This is a genomic window from Bacillus infantis (assembly GCF_008180445.1).
Taxonomy (GTDB): domain Bacteria; phylum Bacillota; class Bacilli; order Bacillales; family Cytobacillaceae; genus Bacillus_AB; species Bacillus_AB infantis_B.
Map to the genome: position 1 here is coordinate 1 of NZ_VTER01000020.1, position 18,180 is coordinate 18,180.

Sequence of the window (18,180 nt, forward strand, 5' to 3'; positions counted from 1 at the left end):
AATTTGAGAGGAGCTGTCCTTAGTACGAGAGGACCGGGATGGACGCACCGCTGGTGTACCAGTTGTCTTGCCAAAGGCATCGCTGGGTAGCTATGTGCGGAAGGGATAAGTGCTGAAAGCATCTAAGCATGAAGCCYCCCTCGAGATGAGATTTCCCATAGCGTCAAGCTAGTAAGATCCCTGAAAGATGATCAGGTTGATAGGTCTGAGGTGGAAGCGTGGTGACACGTGGAGCTGACAGATACTAATAGATCGAGGACTTAACCACAWTTGATTACTYTGTCATTCTTCTTCTGCATTATCTAGTTTTGAGGGAACAAAACCTCATCTAAATAGTCTGGTGGCGATAGCGAGAAGGTCACACCCGTTCCCATACCGAACACGGAAGTTAAGCTTCTCAGCGCCGATGGTAGTTGGGGGCTCTCCCCCTGTGAGAGTAGGACGCTGCCGGGCTGTTTAAAAATTTTACTTTTATCGTCGCGGGGTGGAGCAGTTCGGTAGCTCGTCGGGCTCATAACCCGAAGGTCGCAGGTTCAAATCCTGCCCCCGCAATAATCCATTTACATAAGGGTGACAGCAGATTTACGCTCTAATGACTGCTATTACGGTCCCGTGGTGTAGCGGTTAACATGCCTGCCTGTCACGCAGGAGATCGCGGGTTCGATTCCCGTCGGGACCGCCATTTTAATAATTTTGAAGTTTACTAGACGGAACGGAGTTTCGTTTTTTTTATGCCTAAATATGAAGACCCGGCAACCTGCCGGGTCTTATTTTATTGCTGAAAACGTACTTAGGTATCAACAAAAAGGCTGCATCCGGTCTTTTTGCCCAATGCCTTAAAATCATGTACACTTATATAAGATGTAATATATAAGGTCCACCGAATAATTTTTCCGTTATTCATAAACAATTACTTTACTGATAAAGGTGACTATAATATGAAGCAGTTTGAGTTTGTTTCCGGCAGCCCGGAAACGACGATGGATTTTTCGAAAAGACTTGCAGAGCTTCTTTTGCCAGGCGATGTATTGACCCTGGAGGGGGACCTGGGGGCAGGGAAGACTACCTTTACAAAAGGCCTTGCCCAGGGACTGGGCATCCAGCGGAATGTAAGCAGCCCTACTTTTACCATCATAAAAGAATATATGGGCCGTATGCCGCTTTATCATATGGATGTCTATCGTGTAGAGGATTCCTTTGAGGATCTTGGGTTTGATGAGTATTTTGAGGGCAAGGGTGTAACCGTTGTGGAATGGGCCCACCTCATTGAAGATCAGCTTCCGGAAGAAAGGCTTCAGATTGATATCCGGCACGGTGAGGAAGGAAGCAGAAAGCTTATCCTCAATCCGTATGGCAGGAGATATGAGGAATTATGTAAGGAGATATTGGGATGAAGGTATTAGCGATTGACACATCCAATTATGTGCTGGGAATAGCCATAATCGATGATGAGAAAGTTATAGGCGAGTATATAACAAATTTGAAAAAAAACCATTCTGTCCGGATCATGCCTGCCATTGAAACCTTGTTAAGGGACTGTGATTTGACGGCTGCAGATATAGAAAAAGTTGTGGTAGCACAAGGTCCTGGATCTTATACAGGTGTCCGGATCGGTGTTACGATCGCCAAGACATTGGCCTGGTCCCTGCAGGTACCGCTTAGTGGTGTTTCGAGCCTTGCAGTGTCAGCCGTATCTGCAGGACGTTATTTTGACGGGCTTGTATCTCCTCTGACAGATGCCAGAAGGGGCCAGGTATATACCGGCCTTTATCGTTATGAAAAGGGCAATCTGGTGAATGTTGTGGAAGATCAGCTGCTATTATCTGCTGATTGGGCAGAGAGGCTGAAGCAATACGATGAACCGGTGCTATTTACAGGAAATGATGTTCCCCTCCATAAGGAAGTAATAGCAAAAACGCTTGGAGATCAGGCAAGGTTTGCAGGCATGACTGATTATAATCCGCGTCCTTCTGAATTGGCGCTGCTGGGAAAAGATAAAGAAAGCGCCGACGTCCATGCATTTGTGCCAAACTATATCCGCTTGGCAGAGGCGGAAGCAAAATGGCTGGAAAGCAAGAATAAGCCGGAAGCCGGGCAATAAGATCATGGGTTATTCATTTCGTTTTATGGCAGAGGAAGATATCGACCAGGTGCTCGTCATTGAGCACAAGTCATTTACACTCCCGTGGAGCAGGGATGCTTTTATCAATGAAGTGACTAAAAATCAGTTTGCGGTATATCTTGTACTGGAGGATGATGATGCTGTTATAGGTTACTGCGGCGCCTGGATAGTCGTAGATGAGGCACATGTGACCAATATAGCTGTCCTCCCGGAGTACAGGGGAAAGAAGCTTGGAGAGGCTCTGATGAAGAAGATGATGGAAGCAGCCAAAGAGCTGGGGGCTGTGACTATGACGCTTGAAGCAAGAGTTACGAATATTGCTGCACAGTCATTGTATCGAAAGCTGGGATTCCGAAACGGCGGCATAAGGAAAAACTATTATACAGACAATCAGGAAGATGCGATTGTAATGTGGGTGAAATTAGATGAATAAAGATACATTAATTCTAGGAATTGAGACAAGCTGTGATGAAACAGCTGTTGCAGTCATCAAAAATGGGACAGAAATACTGTCAAATGTAGTGGCATCGCAGATTGAAAGCCATAAACGTTTTGGAGGCGTTGTTCCCGAGATTGCTTCCCGCCATCACGTAGAGCAGGTGACACTTGTACTAGAGGAAGCCCTGGAGCAGGCCGGGATTTCCATGAAGGAAATAGACGCAGTTGCCGTAACGGAAGGACCAGGTCTTGTAGGGGCGCTGCTCATCGGAGTTAATGCTGCAAAAGCCCTTGCATTTGCCCATAACAAGCCGCTGATCGGCGTTCACCATATTGCCGGCCATATTTATGCTAACCGCCTGATCACAGAGATGAAGTTTCCGCTTTTATCGCTTGTTGTATCAGGAGGGCATACAGAATTGGTGTATATGAAAGAGCATGGCCATTTCGAGGTAATTGGGGAAACGCGGGATGACGCTGCAGGTGAAGCTTATGATAAAGTTGCCCGCATTCTGGGGATGCCTTATCCCGGAGGTCCCCATATTGACCGTCTCGCTCATGAGGGAAGTCCGGCCATCCAATTTCCGAGGGCCTGGCTGGAGGAAGGGTCTTATGACTTCAGCTTCAGCGGGCTTAAATCATCTGTCATCAATACCGTACACAATGCGGAGCAGAAAGGCATCAAAATTGCGCCTGAAGACCTTGCTGCAAGCTTTCAGGAAAGTGTCATTGATGTACTCGTAACTAAAACGGTAAAAGCAGTCAAAGAATACAATGTAAAGCAAGTGCTGCTTGCAGGTGGAGTGGCTGCCAATAAAGGGCTGCGGGCTGCACTGGAAGGAGAATTCAGCACACTGGAATCCGAGCTGGTGATTCCTCCGCTTTCACTTTGCACGGATAATGCAGCCATGATAGCGGCTGCCGGCACTATTTTATACGAAAAGGGGATCAGGTCAGACCTTGCACTTAACGCCAATCCAGGATTAGACCTCTCTCTTCATAACTAATGATATCTAAGCCGGTTCATAGCCTTTCAAAGGTGCTGAACCGGCTTTTTATGTCTTCAGCAGAAGTTATCAACAGATTTAAATGTCTGAATTATTGTTAACAGAAAGAGATGTGGATAACTGAGATAAATTCTGTTGAAACTGTGTATAATGTGGATAAAAACATCTTTAATTGTGGATAATGTGGAAAACCCTGTGGAATACAGTTAAATATGCACTCTGTCTGTGAATAAATATGTGAATAACAAAAATAAAGAACCAGGCAATGAACGCCTGGTTCTGTTGATTAAAATGAAAGCCTATTCAGCAAGCTCTGCCCATTCTTCCATTAGCAGTTCCAGTTCTTCTTTAGCCTCGCTGTTGTCTTTGGTGATGGCTAAAACTTTTTCATGGTCCTGATAGATTTCCGGCTCGCAAAGCTGCTGTTCATAATCTTCAATAGACGATTCCAACTGTTCAATCCGTGCCTCAATCTCTTCAAGCCTGCGCATTTTCTGCCTCTCAAGCTTCTTTGTCTCTTTATCCTGTATATATGACTGCTTATCTGTTTTTACAGGTGCAGCCTTCTCTGCTTTTGTTGTCTCCAAGGCCAGAAGCTCAGCCTGTTCCTGCTTTTTATCAACATAATAGTCATAATCCCCGAGGAATTCTGTTGCTCCGCTGTTTTCAAGCTCCAGCACTTTTGAGGCAATCCGGTTGATGAAATAGCGGTCATGGGATACAAATAGAATTGTGCCTGGATAGTCTATCAGGGCATTCTCAAGTATTTCCTTGCTGTCAAGATCAAGATGGTTCGTCGGCTCATCAAGGATCAGGAAGTTGGCTTTCTGCATCATCAGCTTCGCAAGGGCGAGCCGCGCTTTTTCCCCTCCGCTCAGAGCGGATACAGGCTTTAGGACATCATCGCCTGAGAAAAGGAAATTCCCCAGTACCGTGCGGATTTCTTTTTCATTATGGAGAGGATAGTCATCCCATAATTCATTCAGGACACGTTTGTTTGATTTAAGCTCAGCCTGTTCCTGGTCATAATAGCCAATCTCCACATTCGACCCGTAATCGATACTGCCGCCGATCGCCGGCAGTTTTTGAATGATGGTCTTCAGCAGGGTAGACTTTCCGACACCATTTGGACCCACAAGTGCAACGCTGTCTCCGCGTGACATGCGGAAAGAAATATTCTCTGAAACCATATTTCCGCTGTAACCGACCTCAAGGGAATTGACCTTCAACACATCATTGCCGGTCTGCTTTAAAATATCAAAGCTGAAGGCAGCTGATTTCTCATCGCCGAGCGGCCTGTCCATCAGTTCCATCCTTTCAAGCTTTTTCCTCCGGCTCTGTGCCCGCTTGGTTGTCGAGGCGCGTGCCAGGTTGCGCTGGATAAAGTCCTGCAGCTTGGCCACTTCCTCCTGCTGCTTCTCATACTGGCGCATATCCCTTTCGTAATTCTCAGCTTTTTTCTCTAAATAGTAGCTGTAGTTGCCAGGGAATTTGGAAATCTGCTGGCGTGTTATCTCATAAACCTGTGTGACCACCTTATCAAGGAAGTAACGGTCATGGGAAACGATGAGAATGGCTCCCTCATAGCCCTGCAGATATTGCTCCAGCCAGGATAGGGTTTCAATGTCCAGATGGTTGGTGGGCTCGTCCAGGATCAGGATATCAGGCCTGGTCAGCAGCAATTTGGCCAAAGCCAGCCTTGTTTTTTGCCCTCCGCTCAGGACAGATATGCTTGTATCATAACTAAAGGAATGGAAATTCAGTCCGTGCAGGATGGAGCGGATATCGGCCTCATACTGATAGCCTCCCTGTTCCTTGAACTGTACCTGCAGCAGATCGTATTCCTTAAGAATCTTTTCATATGAGCCAGGATCATTGAATGCGCCGGGATCTGCCATTCTTTCTTCCAGCCGGCGGAGCTCAGCTTCCATCTCCCTCAGCCCCTTGAAGACCGAAAGCATTTCATCCCAGATGGAAAGGGAAGATTCAAGCCCTGTATTCTGTGCCAGATAGCCGATGGATACATCCTTCGGTTTGATGATTTCGCCTGAATCATGTGACATATGCCCTGCTATTATTTTCAAAAGCGTCGATTTGCCTGCACCGTTCCTGCCCACAAGGGCGATCCTGTCGCGCGTTTGCACCTCAAGCTTTATATTGGATAAAATCATGTCAGCTCCAAAGTACTTTGACAGCTGATTTACCTGAAGTAAAATCATTGTTCTCACCTCTGTATTCTAAAGGTTAGTGTATCCTATTCATTCCCTCACAGCAATAAGATGAAATTTGTGAAACATCATACAATATAGCTTACATACCTATTTAAAATAGTGTATGATTCTTTAGAGAGGTGTTTATGAATGTCAGAATTCACACATTTTAATGATGAGGGCAGAGCCCGCATGGTGGATGTCAGCAGCAAGCCCGAAACTGTCCGGACTGCATCCGCTCACTCAAGTATAACGGTTAACAGTGAAATATACGAAAAAATAACCGGCAACAGCATGAAAAAAGGCGATGTTTTGGCAGTGGCCCAGGTAGCTGGCATCATGGCCGCCAAAAAGACGTGGGAAATCATTCCTATGTGCCATCCCATTCCGCTGACCGGCATCGATATTTCTTTTGGATGGGAAAAATCAGAGGAAGATTACCGGCTTAATATTTCTGCTCAGGTGAGGACAAAAGGGTCTACCGGAGTTGAAATGGAAGCGCTGACAGCCGCCAGTGCCTGTGCGCTGACGGTCTATGATATGTGCAAGGCTCTCGATAAGGGAATGATTATCGGACAAACCTATCTTGTTGAAAAGACAGGCGGAAAAAATGGGGACTTCAAAAAAGAATAGCAGACAAATACAATAGAAAATCAGCAGGGTGGGGGGAAAAGCTATGTCAAATGAAGCCATAAAAATACCGCAGGCAACGGCCAAACGACTGCCGCTGTATTATCGATTTTTAAAAAATCTCCACTCTTCAGGTAAACAGAGAGTATCCTCGGCGGAGCTCAGTGAAGCTGTGAAGGTGGATTCTGCTACAATCAGAAGGGATTTTTCTTACTTTGGTGCACTTGGGAAAAAAGGCTATGGCTATAATGTTAACTATCTGCTGTCTTTTTTCCGCAAGACGCTGGATCAGGATGAAGTGACAAAGGTTGCCCTTATCGGGGTAGGAAACCTTGGGACCGCTTTTTTGAACTATAACTTCCTGAAAAATAATAATACCAAGATCGAAGCAGCATTCGATGTTGATTCCGGAAAAGTAGGCACAGATATTGGCGGTGTGCCAGTTTTCCATATGGATGATTTGGAAAGAATATCTGAAGAGCATGGTATAAAAGTCGCCATTCTGACAGTGCCGGCGCCTGTTGCCCAGGCTATTACGGACAGGCTTGTAAAAGGAAGCATTAAGGGCATCCTCAACTTTACACCGGCAAGGCTCACAGTTCCTTCTGCCATCAGGGTCCATCATATCGACCTGGCTGTGGAGCTGCAGTCGCTCGTCTATTTCCTGAAGCATTATCCAATGGAAGCCCTTCAGGAAGTTGAAGCAGAAGAGTAAGGTTCCGGAATGTGACAATAATAGCAAAGTTAGCATTACGGATAGAATTATACAGGCGTTAGTGGTATCATCAATATGATAGATAAAGGGAGGTGAGGCGCAATGATGAATTTAGGAATGGGAAGCCTCTTGCTTATTGTTTTTGTCGCTTTGCTGATTTTTGGACCGAAGAAACTGCCTGAGCTTGGAAAAGCTGCCGGCAATACCCTCCGTGAATTCAAATCCGCTACCAAAGGGCTTATGAATGACGAAGATGAAGAGAAGAAAAAAGAAGTTAAGTAACATAAGGATGTTTTATGTATGAGTCATAAGGATATGACAATTTACGAACATATAGGCGAATTAAGAAAACGGCTTGTCATGACAGTCGTTTTCTTGTTCTGCGCGATGATTTTAAGCTTTTTCCTTGCTGAGCCCCTGATTGTGTATCTGCAGGGCGCCGATGAAGCGAAAGAGCTGACGATGAACGCATTCCGCCTGACCGATCCAGTCAAAATCTATATGCAGTTTGCTTTTATTATAGCTTTTGTTATGACATCCCCGGTCATCCTTTACCAATTCTGGGCGTTCATCAGTCCAGGTTTGTATGAGAAGGAACGGAAGGTCACACTGAGCTATATTCCTGTTTCTGTGATCTTGTTCATTGGCGGAGTGGCATTTTCATACTTTATTCTTTTTCCGTTTGTTGTGGACTTTATGACCCGGATCGCGGACAGGCTTGATATCAATCAGGTAATAGGGATCAATGAGTATTTTCAGTTCCTGTTCCAGCTGACCATTCCGTTCGGGATCCTCTTTCAGCTGCCGGTTGTCATCATGTTCCTGACCAGGCTTGGCATTGTTACACCGATGTTTCTGTCAAGCATCCGTAAATATGCGTATTTTGTGCTGCTTGTCATTGCGGCCTTCATCACGCCGCCTGAGCTGCTGTCGCATATGATGGTAACAGTGCCTCTTTTGCTTTTATATGAATTGAGTATTTTCATCTCCAGATTTTCCTATAAGAAAGTGCTGGAGGCTGAAAAGCTGCAGGCAAAGGAAATGGAAGCCAAATAAAAAATGAGCCTGGAATAAGGCTCATTTTTTTTGGTTATTTTTAATTTGTTTGATTTTATAGTGAAAGGCAATCATCCGAAGGCCTGAACCGAAATCAAAAGTTGCCAGAAGCACGAGCAGATACGTAAAAAATCCCCATTCACCGGTTTCATTTATATTCTGGATCGCAAAGTAAGTAAACAGCACGCCCAGGAATATATAGATGAATCCGGAAAACAGCGGTGACTGCCTCATTTAAAATCCCCCAATAAAACTTTGAATTTGTTCCATTTCTTCTATCCACTTTTGTAGTTTGTCCTGATTCATTTGAATGATGACTACCAAAGTATTCATCGATACATGCGCAAAAATCGGGACAAGGATCCGCTTGGTCCGCACATACAGGAACGCGAATGTGAAGCCCATTGCAGAATAGAGGAGCACATGCTCAGGTTCAAGATGTGCGAAAGCAAAAATCACTGAGCTGATCAGGGCCGCCAAAAAGAAGTTCATTCTTTTATGGAGGGCGCCGAAAATGACCTTCCGGAAGACGATTTCCTCAAGGATCGGGCCGATGATGCTGCTGACAATCACGACGAGCGGCAGGGTCTCGATGATCCTGATGATCTGCTGGGTGTTTTCAGAGCCCATTTCGATGCCGATCAGGTTTTCGATATTAGCTGCAAGCGACTGTGCAAACAATGCCAGGAAGACACCGGCAATTGCCCAGGCGAAGGAAGCAAGAGGGGACGAAGCACTCCGGTCAAGCGTCTCCTTTGATTTAAATTCTTTCCGCAGCAGGAATAGCACAAGTATCAGGGCAACTGTAAAGCTGAAAACAAGCCAGTAGGCGACAGACAGCGCCTGCACTTCCGCCGGACTCCCGCCGGATATAGTTCCGATCACTGCAAAAAGCGGAACTCCCAGATAGCTCGATAACTGCATGCCTATATAAACAATCAGGATAATCCAATATTCATTTTTCAAAAGCTTATTCTCCTTTATCTAAAAACATGCCATACATACCATTCTACTAATAATGAGCATAGATCACAAATAAGAGGGCGCAGCCTTGAATATGGAGAATAAAATCTTATTTCCTTCATATACTTAAAGGGTTGGCCATTTTTATATGGATTTGTTATTGGTCTATGTTCATTTTGGGCTCATTCGTGTGAAACTCTGTTTCACACGCCTTTCAGCAATATTTCACACAGCCTTATACATATAAGCAGCACATTTTTTACAAAATTTTTTATGCGTCCCACTTGCAAATAAAGTGAAGATTCATTAATATAATAATTGTGTTAGCACTCATTAGGTGAGAGTGCTAATAAATAACTACATAAAAGATTTGAGGAGGTTGTTTCACTTGTTAAAGCCACTAGGTGATCGTATTATTATCGAGCTTGTTGAAACGGAAGAAAAGACTGCAAGCGGCATCGTACTGCCAGACACAGCTAAAGAGAAGCCTCAGGAAGGCAAGGTTGTTGCTGTAGGTACAGGGCGCGTTCTTGAAAACGGCGAGCGTGTTGAGCTGGAAGTTGCTGCTGGCGACACGATTATCTTCTCAAAATATGCCGGTACAGAAGTGAAATATGAAGGCAAAGAATACTTAATTTTACGCGAAAACGATATTCTGGCAATTGTAGGCTAACAGCCCCCCGTAAGCCGGACACTATACACACCATAAAACTTGAGGAGGTTTTTTTACAATGGCTAAAGAGATTAAGTTTAGTGAAGAAGCCCGCCGCGCCATGCTGCGTGGAGTGGATTCCCTTGCAAATGCGGTAAAAGTTACTCTTGGACCTAAAGGACGCAACGTGGTTCTTGAGAAGAAATTCGGTTCACCTCTTATCACAAATGACGGTGTTACCATCGCAAAAGAAATCGAGCTTGAAGATGCATTTGAAAACATGGGTGCCAAGCTTGTAGCTGAAGTAGCAAGCAAGACAAACGATGTTGCCGGTGACGGTACAACAACTGCAACTGTCCTTGCACAGGCTATGATCCGTGAAGGCCTTAAGAACGTAACAGCTGGCGCTAACCCAATGGGAATCCGCAAAGGAATCGAAAAAGCGGTAAAGGCTGCTGTAGAAGAGCTTCAAGCCATTTCAAAGCCAATCGAAGGGAAAGAGTCCATTGCACAGGTTGCTTCAATTTCTGCTGCTGACAATGAAGTCGGACAGCTGATCGCAGAAGCAATGGAGCGCGTTGGCAACGACGGCGTTATCACAATCGAAGAATCAAAAGGCTTCACAACTGAATTGGATGTTGTAGAAGGTATGCAGTTCGACCGCGGATATGCATCTCCTTATATGGTAACTGATTCTGACAAAATGGAAGCTGTTCTTGAAAATCCATATATCCTGATCACTGACAAAAAGATCACAAGCATCCAGGAAATCCTTCCTGTCCTTGAGCAGGTTGTACAGCAAGGCAAGCCATTATTGCTTGTAGCTGAAGATGTGGAAGGCGAAGCGCTTGCTACGCTTGTAGTGAACAAACTCCGCGGCACATTCAATGCTGTTGCAGTTAAAGCTCCTGGCTTCGGCGACCGCCGCAAAGCTATGCTTGAAGACATCGCAGTACTTACAGGCGGTGAGGTGATCACTGAAGAGCTTGGACGCGATCTTAAGTCTGCAACAATCGATTCTTTAGGGCGCGCTTCTAAAGTTGTTGTTTCCAAAGAAAACACAACAATCGTTGAAGGCTCTGGAGACAGTGCTCAAATCGCAGGCCGCGTGAACCAGATCCGCGTTCAGCTGGAAGAAACAACTTCCGAATTCGACCGTGAAAAACTGCAGGAGCGCCTGGCTAAATTGGCTGGCGGTGTAGCAGTTGTCAAGGTTGGAGCTGCAACTGAAACTGAACTGAAAGAGCGCAAGCTCCGCATCGAAGACGCCCTGAACTCTACTCGCGCTGCAGTAGAAGAAGGAATCGTTTCCGGAGGCGGCGTTGCCCTTCTGAACGTATACAATAAAGTAGCTTCCCTTCAAGCTGAAGGCGATGAAGCGACTGGCATCAACATCGTGCTTCGCGCAATGGAAGAGCCTGTACGCACAATCGCCCACAATGCAGGCCTTGAAGGTTCTGTCATCGTTGACCGCCTTAAGCGCGAAGACGTAGGCACTGGCTTCAACGCTGCTACCGGCGAATGGGTAAACATGATTGAAGCCGGTATCGTCGATCCAACTAAAGTAACTCGTTATGCCCTTCAAAACGCTGGATCTGTTGCGGCAATGTTCCTGACTACAGAAGCTGTAGTTGCTGACAAGCCGGAAGAAAACGCCGGTCCTGCAATGCCTGATATGGGCGGCATGGGCGGAATGGGCGGCATGATGTAATCATGCGCTCGAACCCTTGATATATAAGGGTATTGAACTGACTTGCTGACAAAATGCTAACATAAAGTATTTAAAAGAGGCTTCTCATTAGTTTATTAAACTTTTTGAGAAGCCTCTTATTTATTTTACAGGCCGGCTGGTGGAAGATGGCTGAATTACGAGGCCCTGAAGTGAAGCTGTATAATGCTTTCGAATATGCTAAAATATGATTAGATATGAGTGGAAAGGGATGATTTAATGACCATTCCGGATAAAAAAGAGAAGTATTCTTATGCCGATTATCTAACATGGGACGAAGGTGGAAGATTCGAGATAATTGATGGGGAAGTTTTTAATATGTCTCCTGCTCCATCACGCAGGCATCAACAGGTTCTCCGGGAGCTCTCTACCGCTTTTTCGATTTTCTTGCGAGAAGAAGAATGTGAAGTTTTTTTTGCCCCTTTCGATGTACGGTTATTAGTGGAAAATAAACAAGATGATGTTATAAATAATGTAGTTCAACCCGATTTATCGATTGTGTGTGATCGGAAAAAGCTTGATGACAAGGGGTGCAATGGAGCACCGGATATGATCATTGAAATCCTTTCACCTTCATCTGTTAAGCTAGACCGTTGGAATAAATTTCAGCTTTATGAAAAAGCAGGTGTGAAAGAGTACTGGCTTGTTGACCCGGTTAATGAATCTGTAGAAATATATCTTTTAACAAATGAGCAATACAAGTTTCAAGGAGTCTTTACAAAAGCTGATAAAGTTTCTGTAAATGTTTTAACCGGATTAGAATTAGACCTGAATCAAATTTTCGAATAAATCAATGTGACTAATCCCAGTGTGTTAATGCTTTAGCGTCTGGAGATCACAGGCCGCTTTTTCCCTTTCAATATTTGTACAAAGACATCCTGGATAATTATGTGCCAGAAATCAGGGCTTGCCCCCAGTATACTAACGTATTAACGTGTCGGGGGTCAGGCCCTGCCTTTCAGAAGCAAACAACCCGGTTCCTTTTCAAAAGGAACCGGGTTTTATTTACTCTTATTCTTCTCCCCCGCCAAAAGCCTCCGGAATCATCGTAAATCCTTCAATCACTGTCTCTTCCTCCACCTCAATCATCAAATAACGTTTGCCGTCCACTACAATCTGCTTCACGTACCGCAGATCAGGGGGGCTGATGGAGATGTTGGCGACTTTGGTGCTGATTTTTATGGATTTTGATGTGAATTTCGGCAGGACGCTGCTGGCTTTAATTTCGTATTTGTCGTCGTCGATGATCTTTTGATAGGATGATTCGACTTTTTCGGTATCAATATCTTCAAAGCCGCTCATTTTGAGAACACGTTCTACGTCTTTTGAGTCGAGCTTTGGCGGCTCTTCTTCTCCATTTTCCACGATCATGCGGTTGATTTCCTCATAGACCGTGGAGAGTGCAGAGGTGCTCAGCTGATCTCCTGTAACGTCCTTGATAATTTCCTCAAAGACAATTTTATCATCCTGAGCTGTCATCGTTTCTTCCCCGTTAAGCACATCTTCTATGAACAGGTGATCCGGTTCGTGGACCTTGCCTGCAGAATAGAGAACATGGTTGACATCTGCTGCATTGTCAGTGAAACATGGAAATAAGAACCCTGAGAGCGGGGCATTGAGGTTGATGATCGGATCCATGACAAAGTGGTATCTGAATTCTTTTTCGACATAGTCAAAAAGCAGTTCCTTCTTCGGCTCCTGGGTGTTATTGATGCTGCAGAGAATGAATGGGTGGGAATAGACGGTATCCCGTCCGCTTTCCTCTGCTTCATCATTGCGGCGCTTCGTCGGTTTGTAATACTCCCCGCGGATGAATGTGATGACGATATCCTTTTCATATTGCCGGACTGCAAGCAGCTTTTCTACAATCTTAAGCATCTGCTCTGCCCAGCCTTCGACTTCGCTGCTGAGCAGCCCTTGATGGAGAATCAGCTGACTGCTGTTGTCCGCATCGCGCTGAAACTTCAATTCGAAGAGCTTTTCATCGAGCTGGCCGGCGAGCATTTTTTTAAAATTGTGCAGAAACAGCTCCTGCTGCTCCTGATCCAGCATTTCAAAAGGCTGGCTCTGATAATGAAAAATGTCGCTGGAATCCTTCATGATATACACATTAAAAATATCGGAGATTTTAAGCAGATCATTATTGATCTTGAACTGCTTCCGAATTTGGGCGATGTCTTTTTTATTCATGTTTTTTTACACTCCTAAGCTGCCTTCTTGGCATATGTACTAGGATATCAAATAAAGGGTCATAGTGAAATCCTATTATGCTCACTGCCTAAATAACTTTTAAAACCTTTTCCATTCTTCGTCGTCTAACGGTTGAAATTTTCCAAAGAGGAGGTGCTAATGGTTGAATTATGAGCTTCATTTATAGGCACAGGAAGAGGCAGGGGAAGAATACTGAAAACATCACGCTGAATGGAGCAGCAGGAGAAAGCGAAGGTGTTGCTTATATGCTTGATGGTGAAAGAACAAGTGAGCTGGAAAGATTTATTAAAAACGAATAGTGCTGGAGTCCGTCTGGGAGACGGGCTTTTTTTATTGGTTGGGGCCCTATCTGTCATTTATACTGAAATTAAAAAGGGGAAAAACGGTGAATGGATATGAACACTGAAATCTATTTTATCAGGCATGCTCACTCTGAATTTTCGCTGGAGCATGAAGAAACAAGGGGATTGTCTGTGAAGGGCTGGGCGGACGCCCGCAGGGTAGCTGATCTATTGGCAGCAGAGGAAATTCAGCATATTCTCTCAAGCCCTTACGTGAGAGCTATTCAAACTGTGGAAGGGCTGGCAAGAAATTTAGGAAAAGAAGTGGAATTGGACCCGCGTTTCCGGGAAGGGGATTTGGCATCGAGGAACCATCGTTTTGAAAAGCCGCTGGAAGCCTTGAAATATGTGTATGATAACCCTGGCTTTAAATATCCAGGCGGAGAATCAAACCTGGAAATCCAGGAACGGGGAATCAGCGCGCTAAGAGAAGCATTTTTAAAATACAGCGGCAGAAAAATCGCTGTCGGCATCCATGGACATATCATGACCTGCATGCTGAATTATTTTGATGAGAAATTCAATTTCGATTTTCATCAAAGTACGAACAAACCCGATATATACAAGCTTACCCTTGACGACGAATTTAATATGGCTGGTTTTAAAAGGCTCTGGAATCCTGCTTTAGTTTGAGCAAATGTTCAGGCAAACTGCCTGTTTGGAATACTGTAGCAAAAGCGCCACCCGCAATGTACAGGCTGGCCATTGACCTTCCTCATAAACAGTAGGGAGGTGGTGAAAATCATGGTAAAAATATTTATTGACCCGGGCCATGGAGGAGCTGACCCGGGAGGAGCGGGATCAGGGCTGCTGGAGAAAAATATAACGCTGGAAATTGGGACGAGAGTGCGGTCCATCCTGCTTAATGAGTACCAGGGAGTTCTTGTGAGGATGAGCCGGAGCGGGAATCAGACAGTGTCATTAAAGCAGCGGACAGATACTGCCAACAGCTGGGGGGCTGACTTCCTGCTTTCACTCCATGTAAATGCCGGCGGAGGCACCGGATATGAGGACTATACCTATCCGGGAATTGGGGCACCGACTTCCACCTATCAGACTATCATCCATCAAGAGATAATCAGGCAGACAAGCTTCGCCGACCGCGGGAAAAAGCAGGCCAATTTCCATGTACTCCGCGAATCGCGCATGCCTGCGCTCCTCACTGAAAGCGGCTTTATCGACAATCCGGCAGATGCCGCCAAGCTCAGGAAGGGCTCTTTTCTTGAAAGCATCGCCCGGGGACATGCCAATGGAATCGCAAGGGCATTCAATCTGCGGAAAAAGAATAAGCCAGTCTACCATCTGGTTAATGCCGGGGAAACTGTGTATGCATTAAGCAGAAGATACGGCAGCCCCATTCAGCAGATCAGAAGCTGGAACAGACTAGACAGTGCCTATACCATCTACCCTGGGCAGCGCCTGCGGGTAAAATAAATCAGATTAATCTTAAATCAAATATCCTTACTTCGAGATTGATTCTATATTAATAGAAGAAACTCGGAATAAAAGAAGGTTCCTTTAAACGGGAGCCTTTTTATTTATGCCTGGAGAAGGTGCTCCTTTCTGACTAAGAGAAGAAGCCGGCAGCGTTTTAAACCGACAAAATAATACTTGAAGAAACACAGACTTTTGGCAGACATGGAAATATTCTTAATGAGTCAAACAATTCCATAAAGTGAAAAATTACTCTTTTAAAACTTATTGAGTAGAAATTTGTACTGGTATCTCGTCGTCAAAATGGTTCCTAGATACATTTCCCTAAAAAACAATACCAAATACCTATAAAATTTAACAATTGTAAAATGAATAACCTAAAATATTACAATTTCAGGATGGTTATAAAACTCTTCACCTGCTCGCTTGCCCGACTTTTGTCTCGGAAAAAAATCTTGATTTAAAGAGATGCTAGGAAGAAAATTACAGACAAAATTCGACAAATCTGGTAGTGAGTTTGACGGAAATGTGAACGCATGATAGTTAATATATAGTATATAAAAAGAAAATTTTTGAAATTAAGCTGTTTTAAAATTGTTTAAACGAGGTAAAAAGTAGGGATTTAACAGGAAAGATTTTCTTGTGAAAATAAATATTACCTATAGGAGAGAAGCCGCAGGATGTTGGAGTCGAAGAGGAGAGCTATCATATTTATTCTTGTATCAGTTTTATTAGCAGCAGCAGCGGGATTTTTCGTATTGCAGAAAGTCAGCGCGTTAAATTCGGAACTGGGAGGGATGACAGAGGTTTACGTAGCTGCCAGTGATATACCTTCACGGACCCTTATTGAGAGGGAGCAGGTGAAAACTGTTGAAATCCCTAATCGGTATGTGAACAATTCCCATGTAACTAATGTTGAAGATTTAATTAATAAGGTACTAGTTGTACCGGTAGCTGCAGAGGATGTTATTACTAGAACAATGATTAAGCCTGTATCCAATGTCAGGGACGAGAATAATAGGCTTGTGATGATTCCGGAATCGGATAAAGTTAATTTCGATCAGCAGCTGGAAGCTTTAGATAGGGTTGACATTATCGTATCGCACAAATTTAATGACAAGCCCGTAACAGAGACATTTATGAAGGACGTTCCTGTAGCCGCGGTGCTTCAAAGCAATAAAAAGTTTAAGGGAATTGTTGTGGAGATTGCAGATAAAGACGCTCCTCAAGTCATTCACATGCAAAATTATGCAGATAGTATGAGGATTCTAAAAGCTAATGTAGGCAAAGAGGAGCCTGCAGAAGGGGAAGCCGCTGAGGCAGACGAAGCCCAAGCTTCAGAACAGAAGTCAGCAGAGCAGAAAGCAGCGGAGCAGAAAGCTGCTGCAGATAAGAAGGCTGCCGAGCAGAAGGCAGCTGCAGATAAGAAAAAACAGGAAGAGCAGCAGAAAACAAATGGCACGGGAAGTTAAAGGCCAATCAACCAGATAATTATGGAGGACGAACATGGGTGACGAAATTAAAATTCTGCTTGTAAGCGATGAAGAACAATCACTCACAAGTATCAGAGGTCTTTTCAGTGATTTCAAACAGGTAGAGACGATAAACCACAATGAGGTCAGGACTGAACTGGACCGCTTAGCGCCTGACCTGGTGTTTTTGATTGAGTCTGAGGAAGAAGCTACTGTGGATACCATTGATTATATCCATGCGGCAAACCCAATGCTACCGATCGTATTCATTGCCTTCTCGCAGGACTTTGACTTATTAAGAAATGTTACTAGAGCAGGTGTCGTGGACTATTTTGTCCTGCCGGATGAAAATACTATGCTGTATGGAAGGTTGGACAGTATCATACAGATGGCTGTTCAAAGAAAGCAGCAGCTATCAGAAACAGCTTCAACAAGCCAGTCGTTTAAGAGGGGGAGAGGAAGGATCTTCTCTTTTTACAGTGGAAAAGGGGGAAGCGGCAGAACAATAATATCCAGCGCATTTGCTCAAACTTTAAAGCTGGAATCTACTGCCCAGGTCATCTTAATTGATTTGAACCTCCAGTTCGGCGGAGTAGAAACTTACTTATCTATTGAATCAAACAGGTCATTGGCTGATCTGCTCCCTGTAATCGATGAACTAAATGAAAGCCATATCCGAAATGTTTCAGAAAAAGAAATATATTCTAAGCTGGAAATTCTGCTGAGCCCGCGCGATGCCGAAGTTGCGGAAAATCTGCCGGAAGGCTTTGTTTCCCGTTTATTGCGGACTTGCCGGAGAAGTTATGATTTTGTGCTTGTAGATTTGCCTGCAGTCATGAATGAGCATACGTATTCTGCGTTAGAAGAGTCTGACAAAATTTACTATACTCTTAATTTGGATACACCATCAATAAGCATGCTGAAGCAGGTAGAGGGGTTATTTTTAAGGCTCGGGATAGAGACAGAAGGCAGAATGGAACTTCTTCTTAATGAGGTCGGACGCGAGAATGAAATTAAGCCCGCTGATCTGAAAAATATCATTCAATATCCGATAGCCTATAAAATCCCTCGGGATATAAAAGGGGTTCAGGCGCATATCAATAAAAGCGAGCCATTCAGGAAAGAAGCTGTAGAAAAGAAGCTTATCCCGTTCACAAAATCCATTAAAAAATGGGTTAGCCAAATTTTAGAGTAAAAGGG

Annotated in this window: 20 protein-coding genes, 2 tRNA genes and 2 rRNA genes; 20 read left to right on the top strand and 4 right to left on the bottom strand. The window is 44.4% G+C overall.

From position 1 onward, the window contains the following. The 8 genes from FZD51_RS24440 to tsaD form a co-directional block, all read left to right on the top strand. Positions 1-268: ribosomal RNA gene (locus FZD51_RS24440) — 23S ribosomal RNA — on the top strand; the annotation flags it as partial. Positions 269-336: 68 nt separating this feature from the next. Next, a 5S ribosomal RNA gene (rrf, locus tag FZD51_RS24445) occupies positions 337-453 on the top strand. A gap of 25 nt (positions 454-478) precedes the next feature. Further along, positions 479-552, top strand: a tRNA-Met gene (locus FZD51_RS24450). Between the two features lie 54 nt (positions 553-606). After that, a tRNA-Asp gene (locus FZD51_RS24455) sits at positions 607-682 on the top strand. 256 nt (positions 683-938) lie between these two features. Next, on the top strand, positions 939-1,394 hold the full coding sequence (gene tsaE, locus FZD51_RS24460; RefSeq protein WP_148977060.1) for a tRNA (adenosine(37)-N6)-threonylcarbamoyltransferase complex ATPase subunit type 1 TsaE: 456 nt from the start codon (positions 939-941) through the stop codon (positions 1,392-1,394). Further along, positions 1,391-2,101: a tRNA (adenosine(37)-N6)-threonylcarbamoyltransferase complex dimerization subunit type 1 TsaB gene (tsaB, locus tag FZD51_RS24465; protein WP_148977061.1), complete on the top strand. Its 711-nt coding sequence runs from the start codon at positions 1,391-1,393 to the stop codon at positions 2,099-2,101. The genes tsaE and tsaB overlap by 4 nt, the downstream gene beginning before the upstream one ends. 4 nt (positions 2,102-2,105) lie before the next feature. Continuing rightward, positions 2,106-2,555, top strand: coding sequence for a ribosomal protein S18-alanine N-acetyltransferase (gene rimI, locus FZD51_RS24470; protein ID WP_148977062.1), 450 nt, complete (start codon positions 2,106-2,108; stop codon positions 2,553-2,555). Further along, complete coding sequence (tsaD, locus tag FZD51_RS24475) at positions 2,548-3,567, top strand: tRNA (adenosine(37)-N6)-threonylcarbamoyltransferase complex transferase subunit TsaD (protein WP_148977063.1); 1,020 nt, start codon at positions 2,548-2,550, stop codon at positions 3,565-3,567. The genes rimI and tsaD overlap by 8 nt, the downstream gene beginning before the upstream one ends. A 299-nt stretch (positions 3,568-3,866) precedes the next feature. On the opposite strand, the gene FZD51_RS24480 is transcribed toward tsaD, so the two are convergent. After that, a complete protein-coding gene (locus FZD51_RS24480; RefSeq protein ID WP_148977064.1) occupies positions 3,867-5,786 on the bottom strand; it encodes an ABC-F family ATP-binding cassette domain-containing protein in 1,920 nt (639 codons plus the stop codon). A 141-nt stretch (positions 5,787-5,927) separates the two neighbouring features. Between FZD51_RS24480 and moaC the strand changes: the two genes are divergently transcribed. From moaC to tatC, 4 genes are all read left to right on the top strand, one after another. Beyond that, on the top strand, positions 5,928-6,410 hold the full coding sequence (moaC, locus tag FZD51_RS24485) for a cyclic pyranopterin monophosphate synthase MoaC (RefSeq protein WP_009795805.1): 483 nt from the start codon (positions 5,928-5,930) through the stop codon (positions 6,408-6,410). A gap of 43 nt (positions 6,411-6,453) precedes the next feature. After that, positions 6,454-7,122: a redox-sensing transcriptional repressor Rex gene (locus FZD51_RS24490; protein ID WP_148977065.1), complete on the top strand. Its 669-nt coding sequence runs from the start codon at positions 6,454-6,456 to the stop codon at positions 7,120-7,122. A gap of 102 nt (positions 7,123-7,224) precedes the next feature. Continuing rightward, positions 7,225-7,404 carry a twin-arginine translocase TatA/TatE family subunit gene (locus FZD51_RS24495; RefSeq protein ID WP_009795807.1) on the top strand — a complete coding sequence of 60 codons (180 nt, stop codon included), beginning with the start codon at positions 7,225-7,227 and terminating at the stop codon, positions 7,402-7,404. Between the two features lie 18 nt (positions 7,405-7,422). After that, positions 7,423-8,178 carry a twin-arginine translocase subunit TatC gene (gene tatC / locus FZD51_RS24500; protein WP_148977066.1) on the top strand — a complete coding sequence of 252 codons (756 nt, stop codon included), beginning with the start codon at positions 7,423-7,425 and terminating at the stop codon, positions 8,176-8,178. A 21-nt stretch (positions 8,179-8,199) separates the two neighbouring features. Here the strand turns inward: tatC and FZD51_RS24505 are convergent, their stop codons facing one another. Together FZD51_RS24505 and FZD51_RS24510 are read right to left on the bottom strand one after the other, a co-directional pair. Then, positions 8,200-8,412, bottom strand: a complete 213-nt coding sequence (locus FZD51_RS24505) for a YdiK family protein (protein ID WP_009795809.1) — start codon at positions 8,410-8,412, stop codon at positions 8,200-8,202. After that, a complete protein-coding gene (locus FZD51_RS24510; protein WP_148977067.1) occupies positions 8,413-9,144 on the bottom strand; it encodes a CPBP family intramembrane glutamic endopeptidase in 732 nt (243 codons plus the stop codon). A gap of 385 nt (positions 9,145-9,529) precedes the next feature. Between FZD51_RS24510 and groES the strand changes: the two genes are divergently transcribed. From groES to FZD51_RS24525, 3 genes are all read left to right on the top strand, one after another. Next, entirely contained in the window at positions 9,530-9,814 is a 285-nt protein-coding gene (groES, locus tag FZD51_RS24515) for a co-chaperone GroES (protein ID WP_101552863.1), read from the top strand. A gap of 58 nt (positions 9,815-9,872) precedes the next feature. Further along, positions 9,873-11,504 (top strand): chaperonin GroEL, encoded by a 1,632-nt coding sequence (gene groL, locus FZD51_RS24520; protein WP_148977068.1) that lies wholly within the window; start codon positions 9,873-9,875, stop codon positions 11,502-11,504. A gap of 237 nt (positions 11,505-11,741) precedes the next feature. Next, on the top strand, positions 11,742-12,311 hold the full coding sequence (locus FZD51_RS24525) for a Uma2 family endonuclease (protein ID WP_148977069.1): 570 nt from the start codon (positions 11,742-11,744) through the stop codon (positions 12,309-12,311). A gap of 222 nt (positions 12,312-12,533) precedes the next feature. Here FZD51_RS24525 and FZD51_RS24530 read toward each other — a convergent pair whose 3' ends face one another. Next, positions 12,534-13,712 (bottom strand): DUF4317 domain-containing protein, encoded by a 1,179-nt coding sequence (locus FZD51_RS24530; RefSeq protein ID WP_148977070.1) that lies wholly within the window; start codon positions 13,710-13,712, stop codon positions 12,534-12,536. Between the two features lie 170 nt (positions 13,713-13,882). Between FZD51_RS24530 and FZD51_RS26350 the strand changes: the two genes are divergently transcribed. The 5 genes from FZD51_RS26350 (at position 13,883) to FZD51_RS24550 (ending at position 18,175) form a co-directional block, all read left to right on the top strand. Next, the gene (locus FZD51_RS26350) at positions 13,883-14,032 is read left to right on the top strand and encodes a hypothetical protein (protein WP_187445885.1); all 150 of its coding nucleotides are present in this window, start codon (positions 13,883-13,885) and stop codon (positions 14,030-14,032) included. A 90-nt stretch (positions 14,033-14,122) separates the two neighbouring features. After that, on the top strand, positions 14,123-14,707 hold the full coding sequence (locus FZD51_RS24535; RefSeq protein ID WP_148977071.1) for a histidine phosphatase family protein: 585 nt from the start codon (positions 14,123-14,125) through the stop codon (positions 14,705-14,707). A gap of 111 nt (positions 14,708-14,818) precedes the next feature. After that, positions 14,819-15,508 (top strand): N-acetylmuramoyl-L-alanine amidase family protein, encoded by a 690-nt coding sequence (locus FZD51_RS24540; RefSeq protein WP_148977072.1) that lies wholly within the window; start codon positions 14,819-14,821, stop codon positions 15,506-15,508. Positions 15,509-16,188: 680 nt separating this feature from the next. Beyond that, positions 16,189-16,980: a Flp pilus assembly protein CpaB gene (gene cpaB / locus FZD51_RS24545; RefSeq protein WP_148977073.1), complete on the top strand. Its 792-nt coding sequence runs from the start codon at positions 16,189-16,191 to the stop codon at positions 16,978-16,980. A gap of 34 nt (positions 16,981-17,014) precedes the next feature. Next, positions 17,015-18,175, top strand: a complete 1,161-nt coding sequence (locus FZD51_RS24550; protein WP_148977074.1) for a CpaE/TadZ family protein — start codon at positions 17,015-17,017, stop codon at positions 18,173-18,175. Positions 18,176-18,180 lie beyond the last annotated feature (5 nt).